Source organism: Aeromonas sp. 2MA4 (assembly GCF_029237305.1).
In the GTDB taxonomy this organism is placed as follows: domain Bacteria; phylum Pseudomonadota; class Gammaproteobacteria; order Enterobacterales; family Aeromonadaceae; genus Aeromonas; species Aeromonas salmonicida.
The window spans coordinates 52,144-75,624 of record NZ_JAACFY010000008.1 but is presented as its reverse complement, the minus strand read 5'-3'; the positions used below and the strand labels follow the sequence as shown (position 1 = coordinate 75,624).

Genomic DNA, 23,481 nt, shown 5'->3' with positions numbered 1-23,481 from the left:
TTAGCCCTTGAGCACGGCGGCCATGGCGTCGGCCACATAGTCGACGTTGCGGCTGTTGAGGCCCGCCACGCACATGCGACCGGAGCGCACCAGATAGACGGCGAACTCTTCGCGCAGGCGGTCAACCTGCTCCGGCGTGAAGCCGGTGTAGCTGAACATGCCGCGCTGGCTGATAAAGTAGCCAAAATCACGGCCAGGCACCTTGGCGCTCAGCACCTCGAACAGCTTCTGGCGCATGGCCTTGATGCGGATGCGCATCTCGCTCACCTCATCGACCCAGAGGGCGTGCAGGCTGGCATCGTTCATCACGGCCGCTGTGATCTGGCCGCCGTGGGTGGGGGGGCTGGAGTAGTTGCGACGCACTGTCGCCTTCATCTGGCCCAGCACCCGACCCGCCTCTTCGGCATCTTTGCAGATGACCGACAGGCCGCCGCAGCGTTCGCCGTAGAAGGAGAGGTTCTTGGAAAACGAGTTGCTGACGAAGAAGCTGACGCCGGCGGCCACCATGGCACGGATGGCGTAGGCATCCTCTTCCAGACCATCACCGAAGCCTTGATAGGCGATGTCCATAAAGGGAATTAGCCCCTTATCCACCACGAGCGCGATCACCTTGTCCCACTGGGCAGAGGAGAGATCCACGCCGGTCGGGTTGTGACAGCAGGGATGCAGCAGCACTATGCTCCTGGCCGGCAGGGCGCTCAGGCAGTCGATCATGGCATCAAACTGGACGCCGCCGGTGGCAGCGTCGTAGTAGGGGTAGTCGTGCACCTGGATACCGGCCCCCTCGAACATGGCCTTGTGGTTGTCCCAGGTCGGATTGCTGACCCACACCTCTGAGGTCGGGAAGTAGCGCTTGAGCAGGTCGGCCCCGATCTTGAGCGCGCCGGAGCCGCCTATGGTCTGGATGGTGGCGATGCGGCCGGCCTTGACCGCTTCATGGTCAGCGCCAAACAGCAGGTGCTGCACCGCAGTGCGGTAGTTGGCGGCCCCTTCCATCGGTTGATAGGGGCGCGGAGCTGGTGCAGCGGCGCGCCGGGCTTCAGCCTGTTGCACGGACGCCAGCAGCGGGATGCGGCCCTGCTCGTCGTAATAGAGGCCGATCCCCAGATTCACCTTTTGCTCACGGGTGTCTTTGTGGAAGGTCTCGACCAGGGTCAGTATGGGGTCGCCAGCGTAGGCATCGACGTGTTCAAACATGGGGGGTCCTTGCGAAGTGGAATCCAGGGTAAGGGGATCAATGATCGGCGGTCATGATGGCGTAAAGCGGGCGAGGGCTCAAGTCTGAAACGGACCTGCCGTGCACGGCCATGGTCCCCTTTGCTGTAAAGGGCTCGGGTCCGGACTTGCTCCCATGGCTGGCGCCAGTGGCGAGCAGGCTGGGGAGCCTTTACTTCAGGTAGGATCTCAGCACCCGCACTACCTGATCCAGATCCTCCAGCCGCTCAGCCGGGGTGGCCTCTTCGGCGCCGAGATGCTCGCGCATATGACCCTCCAGCACCTCCAGCATCAGGCCGTTGACGGCACCGCGGATGGCGGCGATCTGCTGCAAAATGGCGGCGCAGTCACCCTCCTGCTCCAGTGCGGTTTCCAGTGCACCTGTCTGGCCCTTGATGCGGCGCACCCGCGCCAGCAGCTTCTTCTTGCCGTGAATGGTGTGTGACATGGAGGATCCTCTCGATCAATAAAACTATACTGGGGTATAGTATATTGCATCATCGCCCTCAGGAGAAATCCATGTCATCCCTCGTCTCATCCCACTGCCATCAACCCGTTGTGCACCAGGGTAATCCGCTGGCGGAACAGAAAACCCGCTGGGCCGTGCTGCTCACCGTCATCATGATGGTGGCGGAGATCAGCGGTGGCTGGTTCTACAACTCAATGGCGCTGCTGGCGGACGGCTGGCACATGAGCTCCCACGCGCTGGCGCTCGGCCTCTCCGTGCTGGCCTATCGTGCCGCACGTCATTTTGCCCGCGACCACAGATTCAGCTTCGGTACCTGGAAGATAGAGGTACTGGGGGGCTTCACCAGCGCCTTGCTGCTGGTGGGGGTGGCCGGGTTGATGCTGTTCGAGTCGGTGTTCCGGCTGCTGGATCCCAGTCCGATCCACTATCAACAGGCGATCGCCATCGCGCTGGTGGGCCTCTTGGTGAACCTCGCCTGTGCCTGGCTGCTCAAGGATGATCAGGGTCATCATCACGGTCACAGCCATGGTCATCATGATCACGATCACTCTCATCATGACCATGCTGATCATCACGGTCATCAGGATCTGAACCTGCGTGCCGCCTACATCCATGTGCTGGCGGATGCGGCCACCTCTGTGCTGGCCATCCTGGCGCTGGTGGGTGGCATGCTGTGGGGAGCCGACTGGCTGGATCCCCTGATGGGTATAGCGGGGGCCGTGCTGGTGGCGGTGTGGGCCTGGGGGCTGCTGCGCGACTCGGGCCGGGTACTGCTGGATGCCGAGATGGATACCCCGCTGGTGGCGGAGATCCGCGAGGTGATAGCCGACTTGCCGGACGCCGAGATCCGCGATCTGCACGTCTGGCGGGTGGGGCAGGAGCAGTATGCCTGCGTACTCTCTCTATTGATGGCGACGCCCATCCCGGCTGGCCAGATCCGTGAGCGGCTCGCCATCCACGAGGAGCTGGTCCACATCACCATAGAGATCGCCCAGCCATAAGCAGACACGTCGAGTGGATGCTCAAAGAAGGGGCCAAGGCCCCTTCTTTGGTGCGCGTCAGTGATGCTGGCTGTGGTCATCGTCCGGCTTGTGCTGCCAGATGGCCCCCAGCAGCAGCTTGAGCAGCAGCCCGGGCGGGTTGTCCAGCAAGTGTCCGGACTCCAGCAACAGGTGACCATCCGCCCGAAAACCCAGGCTGGCATGCACTGTGCCATCTTCGCCGCGCACCTGGATGAGGCCGCTCAAGGTGCCGCGTTCTCCCGGCAGGCAGCGCAGCCGCAGCTCACGGGGTTCTCCCAGCAGGGTGAAGGCCCGACTCAGGGGCGGCGTGTCTTCAAAGTCGGGCCAATTGAAGAAGTGATACTGCTCTGCGAGCCCGCCCGCCTGCTGGCAAAACTGGTCAAACAGCTGCGCAATCCCCTGATACTCCAGATCCAGCCGTTTGGCCTGCTCTTCAATCCTTTTCATCTGCTGCTCCTGCTCACGCTATCTGGCTGATTGAAAACTGGTTTTTTTCAAGGTGCCAGCGGGTTCGACCAGATATGGCGCCAAATGGTGGCCGGGTCTGTGAGCCGGATCCAACTTTCGTTATGAAAACGTTATCTTGTTGAAAATGGTTGGTTTTTTTGCCCTTCTGCTCACATTTGAAACGATTGCCGCTGATTAATATGGCATCGCTCGGCAATGACCGGGTACTCGGATATCGAGACTAACTACAGCGGGAATTATAAAAAAATGGATATGAAAAAGACCAAAGTGGCGCTGGTAACAGCCTCACTGCTCGCGCTTTTGTCCGGCTGCAATGACAACAGCTCTTCACCCTCCACCCCTGAACCGACGGATGGGCCTGTCGCCCGTCTGCCCGATGTGCAGCCCCCTGCCGAGCAACTGGTTGCCGGCCCCGATCAGGCGGTGATCGCCCTGGTGGATACCCAGACCAGCGCCGCGCGCGGGATAGAAGGGCCCTTTGCCAACCACAGCCTGCACCTGTGGAACAACGACGCCTGTAACGCCACCGCCGAGAGCGGTCTGAATGCGGGTTGGGATGACAAGGCCAATACCCCGACGGCGGTCGACAGTTTCGGCCCCAGCTGGGTGGTTCCCCTGGCCAAGCTGGAAGGCTGTATCAACTTTATTGTTCGCAACGGCGATCTCGCCAACCTGACCGGCGCCGACATGAAGGTGGTCTTCAGCGATCACCCTGATCGCACCGTGGCCATAGTTGCGGGCAAGAGCGAAGTCTTCGACAGTCGTGCCGATGCCTTTACCGCTGCCTTTGGCGTGGCCGGGGCCAGCGCCCATCTGATCGACGGCAACACCCTGATCTGGCAAGGGGGCAAGGACAAGCCCCATGTGCGCCTCTATTACACGGAGTCGGGCACCATCAAGGCCAATGCCGAGGGTGTGTTCGACTTCCCTTATCTCAGCCTGACCGCGACCAGCCTGACCGCCGAACAGCAGGCCAAGTACCCGCACCTCAAGGATGCCGCCGCCTTCGCCCTGCCATCCGGCAAAGATCTCAAGCCCCTGCTCAAGGGCGAGCTGGTGGCCATAGGCACGGATGCCGACGGCATTTTGCAGGGGGCGACCCTGGTGCAGAGCGCCGGCGCCCTCGATGCCCTCTACGCAGAGGAAGCCACCAAGCTGGCCTATGGCGCCATCGTTGAGGGGGGCAATGTCACCTTCCGGCTGTGGGCGCCAACCGCCAAGTCGGTCAAGCTGGCGTTGTTCGACGAGCAGCACAAGGCCCTCGGCGAGCGCACCATGACACAAGACGACGCCAGCGGCAGCTGGAGCGTGCAAGGAGGTCAGGAGCTGGTCGGAAAATTCTACCGCTATGATATCCAGGTCTATCACCCGCTCAGTCGCAAGCTGGAATCCTATCAGGTAACAGACCCCTATTCCCTGAGCCTGGCGATGAACTCCGAGTTCAGTCAGGTGGTGGATCTCGATGATCCGGCCCTCAAGCCGGAAGGGTGGGACAGCCTGAAGGCGCCCCACAGCCAGCAGAACCCTGCCGACATCACCATCTATGAGGCCCATGTCCGGGATCTGACCGGCAACGATGAGTCCACCAAGCCGGAACACAGAGGCAAGTTCCTCGGCCTGACCGACAGCGACAGCGTACCGGTCAAGCATCTGCAATCCCTTGCCCAAAGCGGCGTCAGCCATCTGCACCTGTTGCCTGTGTTCGACATCGCCACCGTCAACGAGGATCCGGCCAAGGTCGCCAACCTCCAGGATGACTTCAGCAAGCTGTGTCAGGTCAATGCAGAGGTGAAGGATTCCAAGTTTGGCGGTTACTGCGGCGGTGGCCAGACCATAGAAGCCGTGCTGGCCGATCTGCAAGGGGCCGACAGCAAGGAGAGCCCGCAAGTGCAGGAGCTCTCCGGCTATCTGCGTGGCGTTGACTCCTTCAACTGGGGTTATGACCCTTATCACTACACGGCGCCGGAAGGCTCCTACGCCACCGATGCCGAAGGCAGTCAGCGGATCCTGGAGTTCCGCGAGATGGTCAAGGCCATCAAGCAGAACATCGGCATGAACGTGGTGATGGACGTGGTCTACAACCACACCAACGAAGCCGGCCTTGGTCCCAAGTCGGTGCTCGACAAGATAGTGCCCTGGTACTACCAGCGCCTCAATCCGGAGACCGGCTCGGTCGAGAACTCCACCTGCTGCTCCAACACGGCGCCGGAACACGCCATGTTCGCCAAGCTGATGGATGACTCTCTGGTGACCTGGGCCCGCGACTACAAGATCGACGCCTTCCGCTTTGACCTGATGGGTCACCACCCGAAAGATCAGATGGTGCAGGCGCTGGCCGCAGTGAAGCAGGTCAACCCCGAGATGTACTTCTACGGCGAGGGCTGGAACTTCGGCGAAGTGCAGGATGACAAGCGCTTCGTGCAGGCGACCCAGAAGCACCTGGCCGGCACCGGCATCGGCTCCTTCTCCGACCGCTTGCGTGATGCGGTGCGCGGCGGCAGTCCGTTTGACGGCGGCGATACCATTCGCAAGACCCAGGGCTTTGGCAACGGTGCCCTGGTGGATGCCAACGAGATGGACGGCGTCGAGCTGGCAACCGCGCTGCACCAATCCGACCTGGTTCGCCTCGGCATGGCCGGCAACCTCAAGGAGTTCGTGCTGACCGACAAGGACGGCATGCCGAAGAAGGGCTCCGACATCGACTACAACGGTCAGCCGGCTGGTTATGCCCAGGATCCGTTCGAGGTGCAGAACTATGTCGACAAGCATGACAACCAGACCCTGTTCGACAACCTGATCTACAAGGCGCCGGAAGGAGCCGATCTGGTGCGGATGCAGGGTGTATCGCTGGCCACCGCCATGCTGGGGCAGGGCATTCCCTTTACCCACGCAGGTGTCGAGCTGCTGCGCTCCAAGTCCATGGAGCGGGACAGCTATGACTCGGGTGACTGGTACAACAGGGTCGACTACACCCTTGCCGACAACAACTTCGACAAGGGGTTGCCGCGCAAGGACAAGGATGGGGACAACTACCCGTTGATCGAGCAGGTACTTGGCAAGCACGTCAAGCCGAGCGGGGCCGACATGGCGACCATGGTGGGCTTCTATCAGGAGCTGGCCGAGCTGCGTCAATCCTCCCGTCTGCTGCGCCTTGGCAGCGGCGCCGAGGTGATCAAACGGGTTGATTTCCGCAATACCGGGCCTGACCAGGTGCCGGGGCTTATCGTGATGACAGTGGATGATGGCGTCAATGCCGGTGCGGATCTGGATCCCGCCATCGAGGGCCTGGTGGTGATGATCAACGCCACCAACCAGCCCCAGAGCATCAGCGACTTCCGTGATGGCAAGGATCAGCCCATCGATCTGAGCACACTGCAGCTGAGCCCGGCCCACCATGCCGGTAGCAGCATCGCCGATGGCGCCCTTGCCAGTGGTGGTCAGCTGACCCTGGGAGCCTGGTCTGCCGCCGTGTTCGTCAAACCGCAGGCCGGAGCCCAGGGCGTGGGTCTGCCGGTGAGCAAGAAGATAGACCTGAGCACGGTTCCGCCCTTTGGTGACACAGATGTCTTCGTGCGTGGTTTCCTGAACGAGTGGGATCCGGTCAACAAAATGATCTTTGGTGGCAACTTTACCTACGAGTTCACCACCGACGTGACGACCGATCAGCTTGGTACCACCCAGGTGAAGATTGCCGGTAGTGACTGGGACGGCCCGATCAACTACGGCAAGTGCAGTGACACCGACCAGCTGGCGACAGGTCAGGTCAGCGTGCTCTGCGCCAATGGCGGGGATCTGCCGTTCAATGCTGACAAGGCGGGCAGCTACAAGTTTGTGTTCACGGCAATGAACAAGGACAAACCGACCCTTAGCGTCAGCTTCACCGAGCCTGTGCAGAGCTGCAAGGTGCTGGATACGATGGCGGGCAATCCGCTCGGCTACAACCTGTTCGTCAAGGGTGAGCTGTCCGGTTGGGCTGCCCAGCCCCAGTATCAGCTGAGCTACAAGGGGATGGACGGCGACCTCGCCATCTATCAGGCCGCGTTCAACTACATGGGCACCAGCGAGTTCAAGGTCGCCAATGAAGACTGGAGCAAGGAGTACCTGCTCAACGGCGGTGGCGCTGTCACTGCCGAGACGGGCTACTCTCTCGGCTTCTCCCAGGCTGGCAGTGCCAACAACAGCATCACATTGCCGCAAGGATTGTGGAGCGTGCTGGTGAAAGTTGACCCGGCTGGTACCAAGGCCGGTACCGCCGTCATTCAGGAGTGCAGTGCCAAGTAAGCACACCCATAGAGTCCGGGGCTGGCTCGGCAGCCCCGGGTTGAATTCCACCTTGCCAAGGGTGGGATAACTCCGAGAGAGTAAGCAAAGCGCGACTGCCAACCGGCAGCCGCGCTTTTTCTTTGCAGGTGTCAGGAGAAGGAAGGGGGAAAGAGAAAAGCCGTCCCTGTCGGGGGACGGCTTGGCATATGGCGATCTCGTTTGCGGGCTGGATCAGCGCTTGCGCAGCAGACGCAGGGCGTTGGCCGTCACCAGGGCGGTGGCACCGGTATCCGCCAGCACGGCAATCCACAGACCCGTGATGCCGAGCAGACTGGTGACCAGGAAGATGGCCTTGAGTCCCAGCGCCAGCGCTATGTTCTGGTGGATGTTGGCCAGTGCTGCCCGCGACAGGCGGATCATGGCGGCGATGCCACCGAGCTGGTTGTGGGTCAGGGCGGCATCGGCCGTCTCCAGCGCCACGTCTGTGCCGCCACCCATGGCGATTCCAATGTTGGCCCGCTTCATGGCGGGGGCGTCGTTGATGCCATCCCCTATCATGGCGACCTTCTGGCTGGCGGCCAGCTTGGCGATCTCTTCCACCTTGTCTTCCGGCAGCAGGCCGGCGCGCCAGCCCATGCCGAGCTCGTTGGCAATCGCCTCGGCGGCGCGGGGGTTGTCGCCGGTCAGCATAATGCTGCGCAGTCCCAGCCCCTTGAGCTCCGCCAGGGCCGCTGCCGCTTCGGGCCTGATCTGGTCCCGCAGGGCCAACAGGGCCGCCGGTGCTGTGCCCGGCTGGCCGAGCACGACCACCGTTTTGCCCTGCTGCTCAAGGGTGGCTATTTGTGCGTTGAGGGCATGGCTCAGCGAGTCAATCCGGCTCGGTGCCAGCAGTTGCCAGAGGGTGCCGTCGATGCGTCCCTCCACCCCCATGCCTGGCAGGGCGCGCAGATCCCGGGCTGCGGCCAGGGTCAGCCCCTGCTCACGGGCGGCGGCCACCACGGCGCGGGCCAGCGGATGATGGGATCCCTGCTCTATGGCGGCGGCCAGTGCCAGCAGTTCGGCCTCCGGCTGGTCATTGAGGCTGACAAGTTCGGTCAGTTGCGGCTTGCCCAGGGTCAGGGTGCCTGTCTTGTCAAACGCCACTGTGTCTATATGGGCCAGCCGTTCCAGCGCGGCGCCGCCCTTGATCAGGGCCCCCTGGCGGGTTGCCGCCGCCAGGGCGGAGGTGACAGCCGCCGGGGTGGAGATCACCAGGGCGCAGGGGCAGCCGATAAGCAGCAGCGCCAGTCCGCGATAGACCCACTCGTCCCAGCTCTGGCCAAAGGCCAGCGGCGGCACTATCACCACCAGCAGGGCAACCAGCATCATGGCAGGGGTATACCAGCGGCTGAAGCGGTCGATGAAGCGCTCTATGGGGGCGCGCTGGGTCTCGGCCTCCTCGATCAGGTGCAGTATGCGGTCGATGGCGTTGTTGCCGGGCTCGGACACCACCTCGAGGCGCAGCACCCGATCCGCCGCCAGACTGCCGGCAGGCACCTTGTCACCCTGGCGACGTTCCACCGGAATGGATTCACCGGTCAGGGCGCTCTCATCAAAGGCGCCGAGGACATCGAGCAAACGGGCATCCGCCGGCAGGCGGGCGCCCGGGGCGATCTCTATGATGTCGCCGGGACGCAGCTGGTCGGCCGCCACCTCTTCCCGAACGTCACCGTCGACCCTGGTGCGGATCCGCAGCGCCTTGTCGGGCACCAGCGCCATCAGGGCGGTGACGCCGGCGCGGGCACGGCCGGCGGCGTAGGCCTCCAGATGCTCCCCCAGCATGAACAGCAGCAGTACCATGGCCGCCTCGGCGGTTTCACCGAGGAAGAGGGCACCCAGCGCCGCCACCGTCATCAGGGTCTCGATGGCGAAGGGGGAGCCGCTCTTGGTCAGGGCCCAGGCTTTGCGGGAGATGGGCCACAGGCCCCAGAGGGTGGCCAGGGTAAACAGCGGCTGGCCGAACTCTTTCGGCAGCAGGGCCGCCACCAGCATCAGGCCGGCCAGCGACAGGGGCTGCCAATATTTGGCGAGCATGGCCATCTGCGGGCTGCGGCGCCTGGCGTTGTCGTCCCCGGGCTGAGTTGCGCCTTTGAGCCGGAAGCCCGCGGCCAGCACGGCGGCGGTGACGGGGTCGGGGGAGAGGCCGGGGGCGAGATCCACCACCAGCTTCTCGGTGGCAAACAGCACGCGCGCCTGCTGCACGCCTGCCACCCGGCTGACGGCGGTCTCTATCTTGCGGGCACAACTGGGGCAATCCATCCCCAGTACCTGCCAGCTGTGGCGGCGGCTGTCCTGCTCCGGCGCGATTAACGGCTCGGCGGTGTCGGTGGTGTGCTCATGGTGAGCATGATCATGCTGGTCATGGTCATGGTCATGGTCATGGTCATGAGGCGGCTGCGGGCTGCAGCAGCCCTGGCTTTGACAACTTCCTCTGGGGGGCTCTTCATCCCCCGGCGATTCACTCACCCCCTGATCCTGATGATCATGGGGTGCCTTGCTGGCGCAGCAACTGACCTGTTCGACATTGTCACAGCAGTGGCTGTCGTGTTGATGTTCGACTTGGCTGGTGACGGCCTTGCCGGTGGCCGCTGTGTGTTGATGGCTGCAGCAGGATTTGCTCATGATGAGTCCCTCTTGGATGGATCCCGCCGGTGCGGAACCTTGGATAACTGAGCCGAGTGTAAACCTTGGTGTTAAGTCCAAGGTCAAGCCTCTTTATCTCCCTCTCTCGTTTGAGAGGGGCTGCCAGTTCGGTCCAGGAGCAAGTGCCGCTATATCCTTGTGATTGGCGGGTGTTTGTCCTCGTCCGGCGCGCCTATACTGGGGGGCCCTATCCTCCCTCGATAATCAAGGACATAACATGAGCAATTCCGTTACCCTGCAAGGCAACCCCGTTTCCGTAGCCGGTCACTTCCCCGTTGCCGGTGAGCAGGCCAAGCCTTTCTCCCTGGTTGCCAAGGATCTGTCTGACGTGACCCTGGCGAGCTTCGCCGGTCAGCGCAAGATCCTGAACATATTCCCGAGCGTCGATACCCCGACTTGTGCCACCTCGGTGCGCAAATTCAACGAACAGGCCAGCGCGCTGGAGAACACTGTCGTGCTCTGCATCTCCGCCGATCTGCCGTTCGCCCAGTCCCGTTTCTGCGGCGCCGAAGGTCTGGACAAGGTGGTGACCCTCTCCACCCTGCGTGGTGCTGCCTTCATGCAGGATTACGGTGTGGCCTTCTCCTCCGGTCCGCTGGTGGGCCTGACTGCCCGCGCCATCGTGGTGCTGGATGCAGACAACAAGGTGCTGCACAGCGAGATGGTTGCCGAAGTAGCCGATGAGCCGAACTACGCGGCCGCCCTGGCTGCCCTGTAAGCTTCCGAGCGCAAAAATCCCGCCACGGCATGCCCGTGGCGGGATTTTTTTATGGATGGAACCCGGTTATCAGGGGGTCTTTACAGGCTGGGTGGCGGGTAATGGCTCAGGGTGTGGCTGCCAGTGTTCGTAGGGTCTGTGGATCTTGCTGTATATCTCATCCAGCTTGCCTGACGCCGCCAACCTTTCTATGGCTTGCGCCAAAAACGCATCCATCTCATTGCCGGCTGCGCCCTTCTGAATAATAAACACATCTTCAAAGTCGCCAAAAAATTCTCGCTGGATATTGGTCAGCCCCAGCTGGCGCAGCATCAGGTCCGCTTCCTCCTGTGCCCAGATAAAGGCATCGATACGGCCACGGGAGAGCTTGCGAAGGGATTGCTCGATACTCATGGAACGTTGTACTTGAAAGGGGAGCTCACCGGGTACGGCCTCGATTAACAAATCCCGTTGCGTCGCTTCGATGCCATAGGCCATGTCGGTGGTGACAGGATTCGCAGTGTTGCTGTAGATGACATGAGCTACCTTGCCAAAGCTGCGGGTGCTGAAGCGATAGGGCAGCATGTCTGCATCGTGCAGATTGCGAATGGCGGGCAGGCTGAAATCGGCCTTGCCGTTGATCACCCCCGCCATGGCGCGGGCAATGGGGTAGATGGTGATCTCGATAGTCATATCGGGGTAGAGCGCATCAATCTCATGGACCAGATCGACGAAGGGGCCTGTCTTGTCGGCGTTGATAAGGCCTGGCAATTCACCAAGGTGGGCCTTGATGACGCGGACCGGCTGGGCTGGGGGGCTGGAGGTGGTCGACGAGGTCTGGGAGAGACCTATGGTCGTGATACCGAGCAGGCCGAGCAATAGCATGGGGATATGTCTGAGCATGGTCTGTCTGCCTTCGAGGTGAATAATACTATTGTAGACAGCCATGACCCGGGCACAGTGCTCTTCCTCTTGCCGCTTGCGGATAGGGTTTTACTTCTTATGCCCTGCTAACTAGACTTCGCCTCCCACTTCTTTATCCGCGTACCCCCATGACCTTTAGCGAACTCGACCTCCATCCCGCCTTGCTGGCTGCCCTGCCTGCCACCCTGCACACGCCGACTCGCATCCAGCAGCTTGCAATACCCTTGGTATTGGCGGGGCAGGACCTGCTGGCGCTGGCCCAGACCGGCAGCGGCAAGACGCTGGCGTTCGGGCTGCCGCTGCTGCAACGGCTGGATCCCGCCTCCTGCCTAGTGCAGGGACTGGTCGTAGTGCCGACCCGCGAGCTGGCGATGCAGGTGAGCGCTGCCTTGCAAGGGGTCGCCGAGGCGCTGGGGCTACGCGTCCTGACCCTGTGCGGTGGCGTGACACAGGAGCGGCAACAGGCAGAGCTGGCGCTGGGGCCGCAACTGTTGGTGGCGACGCCGGGGCGACTGCGGGATCTGCTTACTCAGCAAGTGCTGGGGTTGGATGGCCTGCAACAGCTGGTGCTGGATGAGGCGGATCGCCTGCTGGAGATGGGCTTCTTGCCCGACATCCAGTGGCTGATGAATGAGATGCCTGCCGAGCGTCAGACCCTGCTCTTCTCCGCTACCCTGCCTGCCGAGCTGGATGCCCTTGCCCATAGCCTGCTGACAGCGCCGACCCGCATCGAGGCCAATCCCCTCAACAGCCTGGTCAACGAGATCGAGGAGCGGCTCTATCTGGTCAACAAGAGCAGCAAGGTGCCTGCGCTGATCGGCTTGCTCAAGGAGCAGGCCTGGCCGCAGGTGCTGGTGTTCATCAGTGCGCGAGACGATGCCGACGGCGTGGCCAGGAAGCTGGCCAGGGCGGGGATCCCGGTTGCCGCCCTGCATGGGGAGAAGGAGCAGGCGGTGCGCGAGCAGGCGCTCGATGATTTCAAGGCCGGCAAGGTGCGGGTGCTGGTGGCCACCGACCTGATGGCGCGGGGCATCCACGTGGAAGCGCTGCCGCTGGTGATCAATCTGGATCTGCCCGCCAGCGCCCCCGTTTATGTTCACCGTATCGGCCGTACCGCCCGCGCCGGGTGCGAGGGGCTGGCCATCTCGCTGGTGTGTCACGGCGAGAGCGATATCCTGGCGGCGGTCCGCACTCTGACCGGCCGCGAGCTGCCGCTGGGGGAACTCGCAGGTTTCCCGGTGACCGATCTGCCCGCCAGCGGGGAGGGCAAGCGCCCCCCGCGCGACAAGCAGGCGAACCGCCGTACCGCCAACAAGCGCAGCGTCAAGCAGTTCAAGGGCAAGGTCTAGTTCAAGGCTGAGTTGGACTGCCTGATTGGGCAGTACCAAAGGACGCCGGTTTCACTATGCTCCATGGGTTCAACCATGGAGGGATAGAAGATGACAAGCCTGTTAATGGGGCCCCTGTTGGGGCTCGAAGCGGAGACGCAGTACAGCATCTGCTTTCTGGCTGGGCCCGGCTGCAAGGGCGCCAGCATCAGGATCAACGGCGCCTTGCTGCCTGCCAGCAAGCAGGCGGATACCCCCAGAGGGGGCTTGTGGCGGGCCAGCTGGACGGCAAGCCCGGCCGCCGAGGGTGCTGCTGTGGAGTACCGCATCCTGCTAGATGGGGAACCCGCCCGGGATCTGGCCGGGGACGACCATTGGCAGTTTCATCTGCCGGGGCTGGCGGAGCCGGTGCGCATCGGTTACGCCTCTTGCAACGGTTTTTCCGACTTCAAGCTGCTCACCTCCACGCCTCAGCCCTATGTGATGTGGGACAGGCTTGCCGCCGAACACGCCGCGCATCCCTTCTCGCTGTTGCTGATGGGGGGGGATCAGGTCTATGCCGATTCCCTCTGGACCACGGTTCCCAGCCTCAAGGCCTGGAACGAGCTGGACAGGACGGAGAAGGTCAAACGCAAGGCGACCCGCACCATGGAGGAGCAGCTCGATCGCTTCTATTGCGATCTCTACTGCAAGCAGTGGAGCCGGCCCGAGGTGGCCCGCCTGCTGGCCCGGGTGCCAAGCGCCATGATGTGGGATGACCACGACATCTTCGATGGCTGGGGCAGCTATCCCGAGGATCTGCAGGGCTGTGATGTCTATCGGGCCATCTATGCTGCCGCGTCCCGTTATTTCCGGCTGTTCCAGCTGCGCAGCAGCGCCAATGCCTCCCTGCTGGACCCGGTCAATTTGAATCACCACTCCTGGCTGCTGACGTTTCGGGGTTACCGGATCCTGGCGCTGGACAACAGAGCAACCCGCACCCAGGCCCAGGTGATGAGCCGGTCCCAGTGGGATCAGGTCAACGGTGCGCTGGCCGCCTGCGACGCGGGCCACCTGCTGGTGATGGCGGGGGTGCCCGTAGTTTATCGGGACTTCTCCTTCACAGAGGCGGCGCTGGATGCCACCCCCTGGGAAGAGGAGCTGACCGACGATCTCAAGGATCACTGGCGGGCCAAGGCTCATCAGGGGGAGCGGGCCCGTCTCATCATGCGGCTGCTGGACAACGCCCGACTGCGGCGCCAGCAGGATCAGGGCAGCAAGACACTGATCCTCTCCGGCGACGTGCACGTGGGCTGCCTGGGCGTCATCCAGGACAAGCGGGAAGGGGTCACCAATGTGCACCAGCTGGTCTCCTCCGGCATAGTCCATCCCTGTCCCACCCAGTTTCAGTGGATGGGGATCCTCGCCATGACCAACGACAATCCCGAATACCTCGACGAGAACCGCTTGATACGCGCCGAGCTCATCAAGCCGTTCGGCGCCCCCGTCTACCTGCGCACCCGCAACTTCGCCACCCTGCTGATGGGCAGCGACCACAAGCTGTGGGTCAACTGGCATTGCGAGAACGGGCTGGCCGCCAGCTATCCGCTGGCCTGATGGTCGGACAAACACAAAGGGCCCCGGCGGGCCCTTTTTTCTTTTCCACGTCATGCTCCCCGGGCCGTTTCATGCTCAGGGCTTGCCTTGTGCCTGGGCGAAGAAGTCGCGCCGAAACTGGCCGAGCACCTCCTCCCTGTGCTGCTGCCAGCGCTCGGGATCCATGTTCCCCTGACTGGCCGCCAGTTGCTGCTCCAGCTCGGCCAGCTGCTGCTGGTAGCGGCCGCGCTGATCCAGCTGCTGCTGACGGGTGGCGGCAAAGGCCAGGCTGGTCTCGGCCCGGTCGGCAGGCAGGAAGTGGCGGGCCAATGTCTCCAGCTCCTCATCCCCCCACAACTGGCGTGCTTGCAAGAGGCGGGCATCCGGGTTGAACAGATCCGCCGCCAGATCCGGGTGATCCGCCGCCCACTCATCCTGCAGCCGGGTCAGGGCGGCCAGCCGTTCGGCCAGCGCCAGCTGTTCGCTGTCGGCGGCCAACTGATCCAGGGCCTGGGCGTAGCGCCCCTGCAACCGTGTCAGGCTCTCCCCCTCACTCATCCACTGGGATTCCAGCGCGATCAGATTGACCAGCCGCTCGTTCAGCGGCTGGTCGGTGTCGCTGATCTCGCTGGCGAGCCGCTGGCTCAGCTCCTGTGGCATCTCCCGCCAGCTGGGGGGCTGTTGGGTGGGCTTGCCCCCGCTGACAGCCGGGGTGAGCCGGGGCATAAGGGCTGTCATAGGGGTGGCTGGCACCTGCTGGGCCTGACGTGCTCCGCGCAGGCTGGAATGTGCCTCGGCCGGCGTCTGCGGTGGCTCATTCTGCCAGCCGAGGTTGAGCAGCAAGAGCGAGAGGACTGCCAGGGCCAGGATCCCGTAGCGGCGCTTCATCGGCTGATCTCGCCCTTGACCGGGAAGTGATCGGAGAGGTTGCTGGCGGGCCAGAGGCTGCCATCGCTGCTGCGGGGGATCCAGACGCTGTTGAGGTTATGACTGGCGGCACCGTACTCCCGGCTCACCACCAGATAGTCCAGATACTCGACGTTGGCGCCACCGGAGAGGGGGCCGCCTGCGTAGGGGTTGATCCTGGGATCGAAGGTGGCTTCGGTATAGCCGCCATAGCCGGGTTCATAGGCGTCAAGGTTGGCCAGCATGCTGGCGTAGTCATCGGCAAACTTGCGTTTGTTGACGTTGAAGTCGCCGCCATAGATGACGGTGTCACTGGCCGGGATCTTGAGGCTGGCGGCCAGGGTACGAATTTGGCCGAACTGGATCTGGCGCAGCCGTCTCGCCTCGTCGGTGTCGAAGCTGGCGGTGTGGGTGGCGAACAGATGCCAGGCTTTGCCCCCCTTGATCACCTCGGCATACATGACCCCCTTGTCGGCGAAACAGTCGGTGCCAGTGCACTGGGGATAGACCAGCTGGGCCTCCCGCACGATTGGGTAGCGGCTGACGATCACCACGCCGCCGTCGTGGATGTTGACCCCCGGCTTGTCGAGCACCTTGGTCTGATAGGGGTACTCTTTGGCCAGCGCCTGCAGGAAGCCCTCGCGGCGGCCGTCGAACACCTCTTGCAGCAGCAGGGCGTCATAGCCCTTGAGGTAATCGGGCAGCAAGGTTAACCGTTCGCCAATGCTGGAGGCGATCACCGGCAGCGCCCAGACGTTGTAGCTGGCCACCTTGAGCTTGCTCTGTGAAGGCTCCGGTTGTTCCCATGGTTGTGGCGGGGTCAGCATGTAGTGCAGATCGTCGTAACGGCCGGTGAATTTGGCGGCAAAGGCCAGCTCCTGCGGCCCCTGGGTACGATGCAGGGCGCGGTCGCTCTTCCACCCCGAGCTGACGGTCGGGGTGTCGCCACCGTGCTGCAATGTGGTGTTCCACCAGGTGCCCTCCATCAACTGGTTGAGGCGATAGGTGTCGCCGCTGGCCGTGGTGACACGGGTTTCGAACAGATAGCTTTTGCCCGCCTTCACCCCCTCGTAGCGATTGAAGCTGAGCACCATGGCGCTCTCCCAGGGGCCCAGCTCCGTTCTGTGCTGGATCCATTGGCTGCCAGCCTGCAGCTGGCCGCTGCCGCTCTGGCTGATCGCCAGCTGCAGGGGTTCCGGGCCGTTGTTGGTGAGGTAGACATCGGTATCGGCCAGCGCCTGCAATGGAAACTGGCTGACCAGCAGCAGGGCGGCATAACTGAGGGGCTTGTGCATCATTAAGTCCTTTTGGTTGAGGCACGATGGAAAGTGACTGTTATGGCGGGCATAGAGGTCATTTCATTTACATTTTTGTTACAAATAAATGAAAGGCCCCATATGGGGAGAGGGAGGAATCAGCAAGAGAGAGAATGGGGGTGAGTGTTGTCGCAGTGACAGCACGCAGGAATAACAAGGGCGCCCGACCGGGGCGCCTGGGATCAGCGGCTGGCCAGGGGGTAGGTAAAGAGGGCCAGATGTGCGAAGTTGAACAGGAAGTGGATCGCGATGGCGACGCTCAGGCGGCCACTGAACTGGAACGCCAGGCCGTAGCAGGCGCCCGCCAGGGCGGCAAACAGCATCAGCAGCGGGCCGCCGGCCAGGTGGGCTGCGCCGAACAGCAGGCTGGCCATCAGGATGCCGAGCCAAAGCCGGCTGCGGGCGGCCACCCCTTGCTGGATGAAGCCGCGAAACAGCGCCTCTTCCGCCACGCAGGTGAACAACAGATTGTTGAGGGCAAACAGCCACCACCAGTGGGGCAGACCCGCTTCGGGCTTGAGCGCCCCCAGCTGCCAGGCGGTGATCAGCAGGGCCGCCAGCGGCAGCAGCAAGAGGGCCAGCGCTCGCCAGCGGATCGCACCGCCCTGGCCGAGCAAGGCAGGCCAGGCCAGCAGCAGGCCGAAGAAGACCAGCGGCTTGTCCAGATTGAGGTACATGTTGAAGGGCACGCTGGCGGGGCCTGCCTGTGCCTGGTCCAGCACCTTCAGATTGCTGAAGCCGGGGATGAAGTGCAGCATCAGCGCTATGGCCCACAGCAGCACCAGCGTCAGGGCGGCGCCACGCCAGGGTTGGGGCAGGCCGGGGGTGCGCCAGGCCAGCAAGAGGCCTGCCAGCGTGATCAGCAGGGCGGAAGGACTGAGGCGACCGAGGTAAAGGGCGGCCAGCAGGGCGACCCCCAACAGGAGCAGGCCGGGCAGGCGTTGACGGACCAGACAGAGCAAGACGGCCAGCGCCAGTGCTCCCCAGATGAGCGAATCAGGTAGAGGTAACATTGAGTCTCCAAGGCCGAGAAAAGTCCCGCACCTTAACAAGTCGTTACATCATGACACAAGCCTTAATAGGCTGGTCGGATCCCTGCAAGGGTAAGTCTGCGGCGAGGAGCCGCCATGAAAAAGCCGGAGCTGAGGCTCCGGCTTTTCTGATACGGCATTGCCAGGTTGGGGGCGTTTTAGCGACCAGCCCCGGCAATCACACGGGATTTATCGACCAGATTCTGCGATGACACGGGCTATGATGTCGGCGCGCTTGGTGGCTTCCAGCTCGCCCAGGGCGATGAGGCCGGCCTTGAAAATGACGTTCTTCGGCAGGCTGACATCGTCCAGGGTGGTGATGGCTTCGACGTGCAGACCGTTCAGACGGCTGGCATCGCGCGGGCTCAGGTTGACCTGAGTGTTCATCACCTGCTTGCCTTTCTTCTTGGCAGGCACGGCTTGTTTGGTCTGGTCCTGCTCGTCTTCCGGCTGTTCTGGTTGTTCGCCGTCAAAATCGTAAATAGACATAGTCAATCCTGTTGGGTTGCAAGGGGCATGCTCGCCCTAAATGTGGGTATTCAGCCCATATCCTCATTGCGGATAAAGGCGCGCCAGGAGCCGAGCACCTGGGCAAAGTCTTCCAGCCCGCACATGGCCAGCTGCTCATCATCGTAGTAGGCGAGATCGTCGAGATCCTCATCCTGTTCGATATTGAGGACGTTGGCTTTCACCTCGGCTTCCTCATGGGTGAGCAGCAGTGAATAGTCACCGCCGTGCAGCTGGTACTCTGTGCGGGTGCGATTGGACAGCTGGTCGATGATGGAGAAGAGCTCATCGAGCTTCTCCTCATCCTTGCCAACTTCATCGATCAACCACTGACCGATGGCCTCATGACCCATGGAGAACCGGGCGCGATAGCCACCGAACGGGTCGCGGCGAAATTCATAGTCCATAGCGGAGTCCATATCGGAAGGATGAGGCCACCACAAAGCGGACTGGCATAGCGTCAGATCCATGATCCATGGTGGGTCACACATAGCGTAAAGTGGCCTATTCTAGCGATCCCTCCCGCGCTTGTCTTGATGATGTGGGATCTTTGCACGTCGGCCCGTGTGATTGTGGGCCACCAGGCGTCATGCCAGCTTGTTGTCCGGAGATGTTATGCAGCTAAACGATACCCTGGCCCGTCAGATAGTGAGCAGGGCGATGAAGATACTGTCGTTCTCGGTCAACGTGATGGATGAACACGGTTTGATCATCGCCTCCGGCAATCCCGAGCGCCTCCATCAGCGCCACGAGGGCGCCGTGCTGGCGCTGACCGAGAACCGGGTGGTGGAGATAAGCGAGGCGACCGCCCAGCAGCTCAAGGGGGTGCGCCCTGGCATCAACCTGCCCATTGCCTATCAGGGGGAGTTGCTCGGGGTCATCGGCATCTCGGGTGATCCGGACATAGTGCGTGCTTACGCCGAGCTGGTGCGCATGACGGCCGAGCTCATTCTGGAGCAGGCGGCGCTCACCGAGCAGTTGCAGTGGGACAAGCGCCACAAAGAGGAGCTGGTACTGCAGCTCATCCGCGGTGAGGGGCGGATCGATCAACTGCAACAGGCAGCCCGTTTCCTCGAGCTGGATCTGGCCCAGCCTCGGGTGGTGGCGGTACTGGCGCTGGAGGAGGCGGATCCCGCCCGCCTGCGGGAGCTAGTGCATCTGCTGGAAAATCCGGAGCGGGACAATCTGGTGGCCATCAACGGCCTCGACGAGATAGTGGTGCTCAAACCGGCTCAGCTGAGCGACGGCGTCTGGCAATCGGAGCAGGAGCGCAGCCGCATCAAGCACTTGCTGGCCCGCATTCCCCACTTCAAGGTTCGGATAGGGGTGGGTGATTACTTCGGCGGCATAGATGGTCTGGCGCGCTCTTACCAGACGGCGCGGGATACTCTACGCCGGGGCATGCGGCAGGCTCCGCGCAAGCAGGTCTACTTCTTCGAGGATTACCGGTTGCCGGTACTGCTTGGCAGTCTGGCGGACTCCTGGCAGGCGGATCAGTTGCGGGCGCCCCTGCTCAGGCTGGCGCAGGAGGACACAAAGGGAACGCTGCAAAAGACGCTGCGCCAATATTTCTTGCAGGATTGTGATCTGCATCCCTGTGCCGAGGCGCTCTTCATCCACCCCAATACACTGCGCTATCGGCTGACCCGGATCGAGCAGATAACTGAGTTGAATTTCAACAAGTTAGACGACAAGTTCCTGCTCTACCTCGGGCTCAATCTCGACAGCTGATTTGTTCTAACGAACAAAAAACATCTCTTTAAAGAGACCTTATTTGGCTTTTCAGCCAACGCATTCCGATCCCGGATCACCATAATGGCCACCACTCACTCCCATTCAAGGTGCCCGTCATGATCCCTGTATCCGCGCTCGGCGCTCTCGCCGCGCTCTCCATCGCCATCTTCCTCATCCTGAAGAAGGTGCCGCCCGCCTACGGCATGATAGTCGGCGCCCTGGCTGGTGGCCTGATCGGCGGGGCCGATCTGACCCAGACCGTCGCCCTGATGATAGGTGGCGCCCAGGGGATCACCACGGCCGTGATGCGGATCCTGGCGGCCGGTGTGCTGGCGGGCGTGCTGATCGAATCGGGCGCCGCCACCACCATCGCCGAGACCATCGTCAAGAAGCTGGGCGAGACCCGGGCCCTGCTGGCGCTGGCACTCGCCACTCTGATCCTGACTGCAGTCGGCGTCTTTGTGGACGTGGCCGTCATCACGGTCGCCCCCATAGCGCTGGCCATAGCGCGCCGTGCCGACCTATCCAAGGCGGCCATACTGCTGGCCATGATAGGCGGCGGCAAGGCGGGCAACGTCATGTCCCCCAACCCGAACGCCATCGCTGCGGCCGATGCCTTCCACCTGCCGCTCACCTCCGTCATGGCGGCCGGCATCATACCTGGCCTGTTCGGGCTGGTGATGGCCTACTGGCTGGCCAAACGGCTTAACAACAAGGGCAGCAAGGTCGCCGCCGACGAGGTGGTGAGCTTCAGTGGCAGCAAGCTGCCCGGCTTTGCCGCCGCCATCAGTGCGCCCCTGGTTGCCATACTGCTGCTGGCCCTGCGTCCGCTGGCCGGTATCGTCGTGGATCCGCTCATCGCTCTGCCCCTCGGCGGCCTGGTCGGGGCCCTTATGATGGGCAAGTTCAGCAAGGTGAACCAGTTTGCGGTCTCGGGCCTGGCCCGCATGGCGCCGGTGGCCATCATGCTGCTGGGTACTGGTACCCTTGCGGGCATCATTGCCAACTCGGGTCTGAAGGATGTGCTGATCAGCGGCCTGACCGCCTCAGGTCTGCCCTCCTACCTGCTGGCCCCCATCTCGGGCGCTTTGATGTCGCTGGCGACCGCCTCGACCACGGCCGGTACCGTGGTGGCCTCCAACGTGTTCAGCTCCACCCTGATCGAGCTGGGCATCAGCAGTCTGGCGGGGGCCGCCATGATCCATGCCGGTGCTACCGTGTTTGACCACATGCCCCACGGCTCCTTCTTCCATGCCACTGGTGGCAGCGTCCACATGGGCGTGGGGGAGCGCCTCAAGCTTATCCCTTATGAAACAGCCGTCGGTCTGACCATAGCAGCCGTCTCCACCCTGATGTTTGGCGTGTTTGGTCTCGCCTGAGGAACTGATATGAAAATTGTTATCGCACCGGATTCATTCAAGGAGAGCCTGAGCGCCATGGCGGTGGCTGATGCCATCGAGGCGGGTTTCAAGCAGGTGTTGCCAGAGGCCACCTACATCAAGCTGCCCATGGCCGATGGCGGCGAGGGCACAGTGCAATCCCTGGTGGATGCCACCGATGGTCGCATACTGCCGTTTTATGTGACAGCGCCGCTCGGCAACCAGGTGCAGGGCTTCGTCGGCCTGCTGGGGGATGGCGAGCGTGCCGTCATCGAGATGGCGGCAGCCTCCGGCCTGCACCTTGTCCCCCCCGAGCTGCGCAATCCGCTGCACACCTCCAGCTTCGGTACCGGTGAGCTGATCCTGGCGGCCCTCGACATGGGGGTGAAGCACCTGATCCTCGGCATCGGCGGCAGTGCCACCAACGATGGCGGTGCCGGCATGATCCAGGCGCTCGGCGGCAAGTTGCTGAAACGCGATGGCACTCCCATAGCGCCGGGCGGCGTCGGGCTGGCGGATCTGGCCACCATAGATCTGAGCGGGCTCGACTCCCGGCTGAGCAGGATCACCATAGAGGTGGCCTGTGACGTGGACAATCCGCTGTGCGGCCCGACAGGAGCCTCCGCCGTGTTTGGCCCGCAAAAAGGGGCCAACGCCGATATGGTGACCCAGCTGGATGCCAACCTCTCCCGCTACGCCGACTGCATCGAGCAGGCCCTTGGCAAACAGGTGAGGGAAATCCCGGGGGCGGGCGCCGCCGGTGGCATGGGGGCGGCCTTGGTGGGCCTGCTCGGTGCCGAGCTCAAGCCCGGCATCGAGATCGTCATAGCGGCGTTGAAACTGGCCGAGGCTGTGGCCGATGCGGATCTCGTCATCACGGGGGAGGGGCGTATCGACAGCCAGACAATTTACGGCAAAACGCCAATCGGTGTCGCACGCTGTGCCAAGCAGTTTGGCAAGCCGGTGATAGGTATTTCAGGGTGTCTCACCGACGACTACGGTGTGGTGCATGAGCACGGGCTGGATGCGGTGTTCGCCGTGGTCAACCGCGCCATGTCCCTGCCGGAGGCATTGGCGACAGCCACCACCAACCTGCAGCTCACGGCCCGCAACGTGGCCGCGCTCTATATGCTGCGACGCTGATCCTCTTTTGGCCGGTGCCGGGCACCGGCTTTACCCTGCCCCGTGTCGTGGTGATGACCTGTCTTTGTGGCAGATCTGACCGCAATACCTTGCCGATCTCCCGATCGGCTTTTTTCATTATCTTGCTGTATCTCCATCGCTTTTCTACGGTTTCTATATTTTGGCCGACCACTTTGCGGCATAGTGATCCCCCATAGTACAAGGAGCCACCCATGATCTTGCTGACCCTGGGGGTACTGCTGTTTACCCTTATCCATCTCTATCCCTGCTTCGCTGCGGCCCATCGAACCCGCCTGCGCGACCGGTTGGGAGAGAACCGTTACAAGGGACTCTTCTCGCTGCTGGTGTTCGTCGCTTTCGGCTTGATTCTGGCTGGCTGGCGTTCGTCCAGCCCCATGCCACTCTATTTTCCGCCCGCCTGGGGCCCGGCTCTGGTGATGGGCGTGATGCCAGTCGCGCTCATTCTTTTCTTCTCGGGCCAGGGGCCCAACCACTTCCGGCGCTGGCTGGTTCATCCCCAGCTGCTTGGTACCCTGCTCTGGGCTGGCGCCCATCTTGCGGTCAACAGCGAGGCCCGCTCCCTGGTGCTGTTCGGCGGTATCGGTCTGTGGGCCCTGGTCAGCATCATCTGGATTTCGGTGCGGGACTGGCAGCGTCATCCCCGTCCCGCAGCAAACTGGGTTGGTACTGGTATCAGCGTGGGAGCTGGACTTGCGGTCACGGCTATCTTGATCTTCTGGGGTCATGGCTGGCTGACCGGCATACCCTTGCGCTAAATGATGGGGATGAACCGGCTGCGCCATCTGTGCGTATGACGCTCAT

General features: G+C 62.6%; 19 protein-coding genes. 9 read left to right on the top strand and 10 right to left on the bottom strand.

Features of this window, described 5'->3' with window-relative positions:
- The gene (locus GWQ31_RS10430) at positions 1-1,197 is read right to left on the bottom strand and encodes an amino acid aminotransferase (RefSeq protein WP_155602265.1); all 1,197 of its coding nucleotides are present in this window, start codon (positions 1,195-1,197) and stop codon (positions 1-3) included.
- A 190-nt stretch (positions 1,198-1,387) separates the two neighbouring features.
- The gene (locus tag GWQ31_RS10425; protein ID WP_021138847.1) at positions 1,388-1,663 is read right to left on the bottom strand and encodes a metal/formaldehyde-sensitive transcriptional repressor; all 276 of its coding nucleotides are present in this window, start codon (positions 1,661-1,663) and stop codon (positions 1,388-1,390) included.
- Positions 1,664-1,734: 71 nt separating this feature from the next.
- Between GWQ31_RS10425 and dmeF the strand changes: the two genes are divergently transcribed.
- Positions 1,735-2,685, top strand: coding sequence for a CDF family Co(II)/Ni(II) efflux transporter DmeF (dmeF, locus tag GWQ31_RS10420; protein WP_275909303.1), 951 nt, complete (start codon positions 1,735-1,737; stop codon positions 2,683-2,685).
- 57 nt (positions 2,686-2,742) lie between these two features.
- Here the strand turns inward: dmeF and GWQ31_RS10415 are convergent, their stop codons facing one another.
- Positions 2,743-3,153, bottom strand: coding sequence for a hypothetical protein (locus GWQ31_RS10415; RefSeq protein WP_059111759.1), 411 nt, complete (start codon positions 3,151-3,153; stop codon positions 2,743-2,745).
- Positions 3,154-3,420: 267 nt separating this feature from the next.
- Here GWQ31_RS10415 and pulA point away from each other — a divergent pair, with 267 nt between their 5' ends.
- Entirely contained in the window at positions 3,421-7,455 is a 4,035-nt protein-coding gene (gene pulA / locus GWQ31_RS10410) for a pullulanase-type alpha-1,6-glucosidase (RefSeq protein ID WP_275909302.1), read from the top strand.
- A gap of 213 nt (positions 7,456-7,668) precedes the next feature.
- Here the strand turns inward: pulA and GWQ31_RS10405 are convergent, their stop codons facing one another.
- Positions 7,669-10,098, bottom strand: coding sequence for a zinc/cadmium/mercury/lead-transporting ATPase (locus tag GWQ31_RS10405; protein WP_275909301.1), 2,430 nt, complete (start codon positions 10,096-10,098; stop codon positions 7,669-7,671).
- Between the two features lie 238 nt (positions 10,099-10,336).
- Between GWQ31_RS10405 and tpx the strand changes: the two genes are divergently transcribed.
- The gene (gene tpx, locus GWQ31_RS10400; protein WP_005313625.1) at positions 10,337-10,837 is read left to right on the top strand and encodes a thiol peroxidase; all 501 of its coding nucleotides are present in this window, start codon (positions 10,337-10,339) and stop codon (positions 10,835-10,837) included.
- A 69-nt stretch (positions 10,838-10,906) separates the two neighbouring features.
- Here tpx and GWQ31_RS10395 read toward each other — a convergent pair whose 3' ends face one another.
- A complete protein-coding gene (locus GWQ31_RS10395; RefSeq protein ID WP_275909300.1) occupies positions 10,907-11,719 on the bottom strand; it encodes a transporter substrate-binding domain-containing protein in 813 nt (270 codons plus the stop codon).
- A gap of 149 nt (positions 11,720-11,868) precedes the next feature.
- Between GWQ31_RS10395 and GWQ31_RS10390 the strand changes: the two genes are divergently transcribed.
- Together GWQ31_RS10390 and GWQ31_RS10385 are read left to right on the top strand one after the other, a co-directional pair.
- Positions 11,869-13,089 carry a DEAD/DEAH box helicase gene (locus tag GWQ31_RS10390; RefSeq protein WP_275909299.1) on the top strand — a complete coding sequence of 407 codons (1,221 nt, stop codon included), beginning with the start codon at positions 11,869-11,871 and terminating at the stop codon, positions 13,087-13,089.
- 90 nt (positions 13,090-13,179) lie between these two features.
- Entirely contained in the window at positions 13,180-14,664 is a 1,485-nt protein-coding gene (locus GWQ31_RS10385; RefSeq protein WP_275909298.1) for an alkaline phosphatase D family protein, read from the top strand.
- Positions 14,665-14,739: 75 nt separating this feature from the next.
- Here the strand turns inward: GWQ31_RS10385 and GWQ31_RS10380 are convergent, their stop codons facing one another.
- The 5 genes from GWQ31_RS10380 to GWQ31_RS10360 all read right to left on the bottom strand — a co-directional run bounded on the left by GWQ31_RS10380 (position 14,740) and on the right by GWQ31_RS10360 (position 18,810).
- On the bottom strand, positions 14,740-15,531 hold the full coding sequence (locus tag GWQ31_RS10380; RefSeq protein WP_275909297.1) for a hypothetical protein: 792 nt from the start codon (positions 15,529-15,531) through the stop codon (positions 14,740-14,742).
- Positions 15,528-16,844 (bottom strand): sphingomyelin phosphodiesterase, encoded by a 1,317-nt coding sequence (locus GWQ31_RS10375; protein ID WP_275909296.1) that lies wholly within the window; start codon positions 16,842-16,844, stop codon positions 15,528-15,530. The genes GWQ31_RS10380 and GWQ31_RS10375 overlap by 4 nt, the downstream gene beginning before the upstream one ends.
- A gap of 203 nt (positions 16,845-17,047) precedes the next feature.
- A complete protein-coding gene (locus GWQ31_RS10370; protein WP_275909295.1) occupies positions 17,048-17,878 on the bottom strand; it encodes a CPBP family intramembrane glutamic endopeptidase in 831 nt (276 codons plus the stop codon).
- A 207-nt stretch (positions 17,879-18,085) separates the two neighbouring features.
- Positions 18,086-18,385 carry a hypothetical protein gene (locus tag GWQ31_RS10365; protein WP_005313598.1) on the bottom strand — a complete coding sequence of 100 codons (300 nt, stop codon included), beginning with the start codon at positions 18,383-18,385 and terminating at the stop codon, positions 18,086-18,088.
- 50 nt (positions 18,386-18,435) lie between these two features.
- Positions 18,436-18,810, bottom strand: coding sequence for a YacL family protein (locus GWQ31_RS10360; RefSeq protein ID WP_005313595.1), 375 nt, complete (start codon positions 18,808-18,810; stop codon positions 18,436-18,438).
- A gap of 208 nt (positions 18,811-19,018) precedes the next feature.
- Between GWQ31_RS10360 and GWQ31_RS10355 the strand changes: the two genes are divergently transcribed.
- The 4 genes from GWQ31_RS10355 to GWQ31_RS10340 all read left to right on the top strand — a co-directional run bounded on the left by GWQ31_RS10355 (position 19,019) and on the right by GWQ31_RS10340 (position 23,435).
- Entirely contained in the window at positions 19,019-20,134 is a 1,116-nt protein-coding gene (locus GWQ31_RS10355; protein WP_275909294.1) for a sugar diacid recognition domain-containing protein, read from the top strand.
- A 119-nt stretch (positions 20,135-20,253) separates the two neighbouring features.
- Positions 20,254-21,516, top strand: coding sequence for a GntP family permease (locus tag GWQ31_RS10350; RefSeq protein WP_043557498.1), 1,263 nt, complete (start codon positions 20,254-20,256; stop codon positions 21,514-21,516).
- A 9-nt stretch (positions 21,517-21,525) separates the two neighbouring features.
- Positions 21,526-22,659, top strand: a complete 1,134-nt coding sequence (locus GWQ31_RS10345) for a glycerate kinase (protein ID WP_275909293.1) — start codon at positions 21,526-21,528, stop codon at positions 22,657-22,659.
- Between the two features lie 212 nt (positions 22,660-22,871).
- Positions 22,872-23,435 (top strand): NnrU family protein, encoded by a 564-nt coding sequence (locus tag GWQ31_RS10340; protein ID WP_059168756.1) that lies wholly within the window; start codon positions 22,872-22,874, stop codon positions 23,433-23,435.
- The last annotated feature ends 46 nt before the right edge of the window (positions 23,436-23,481 follow it).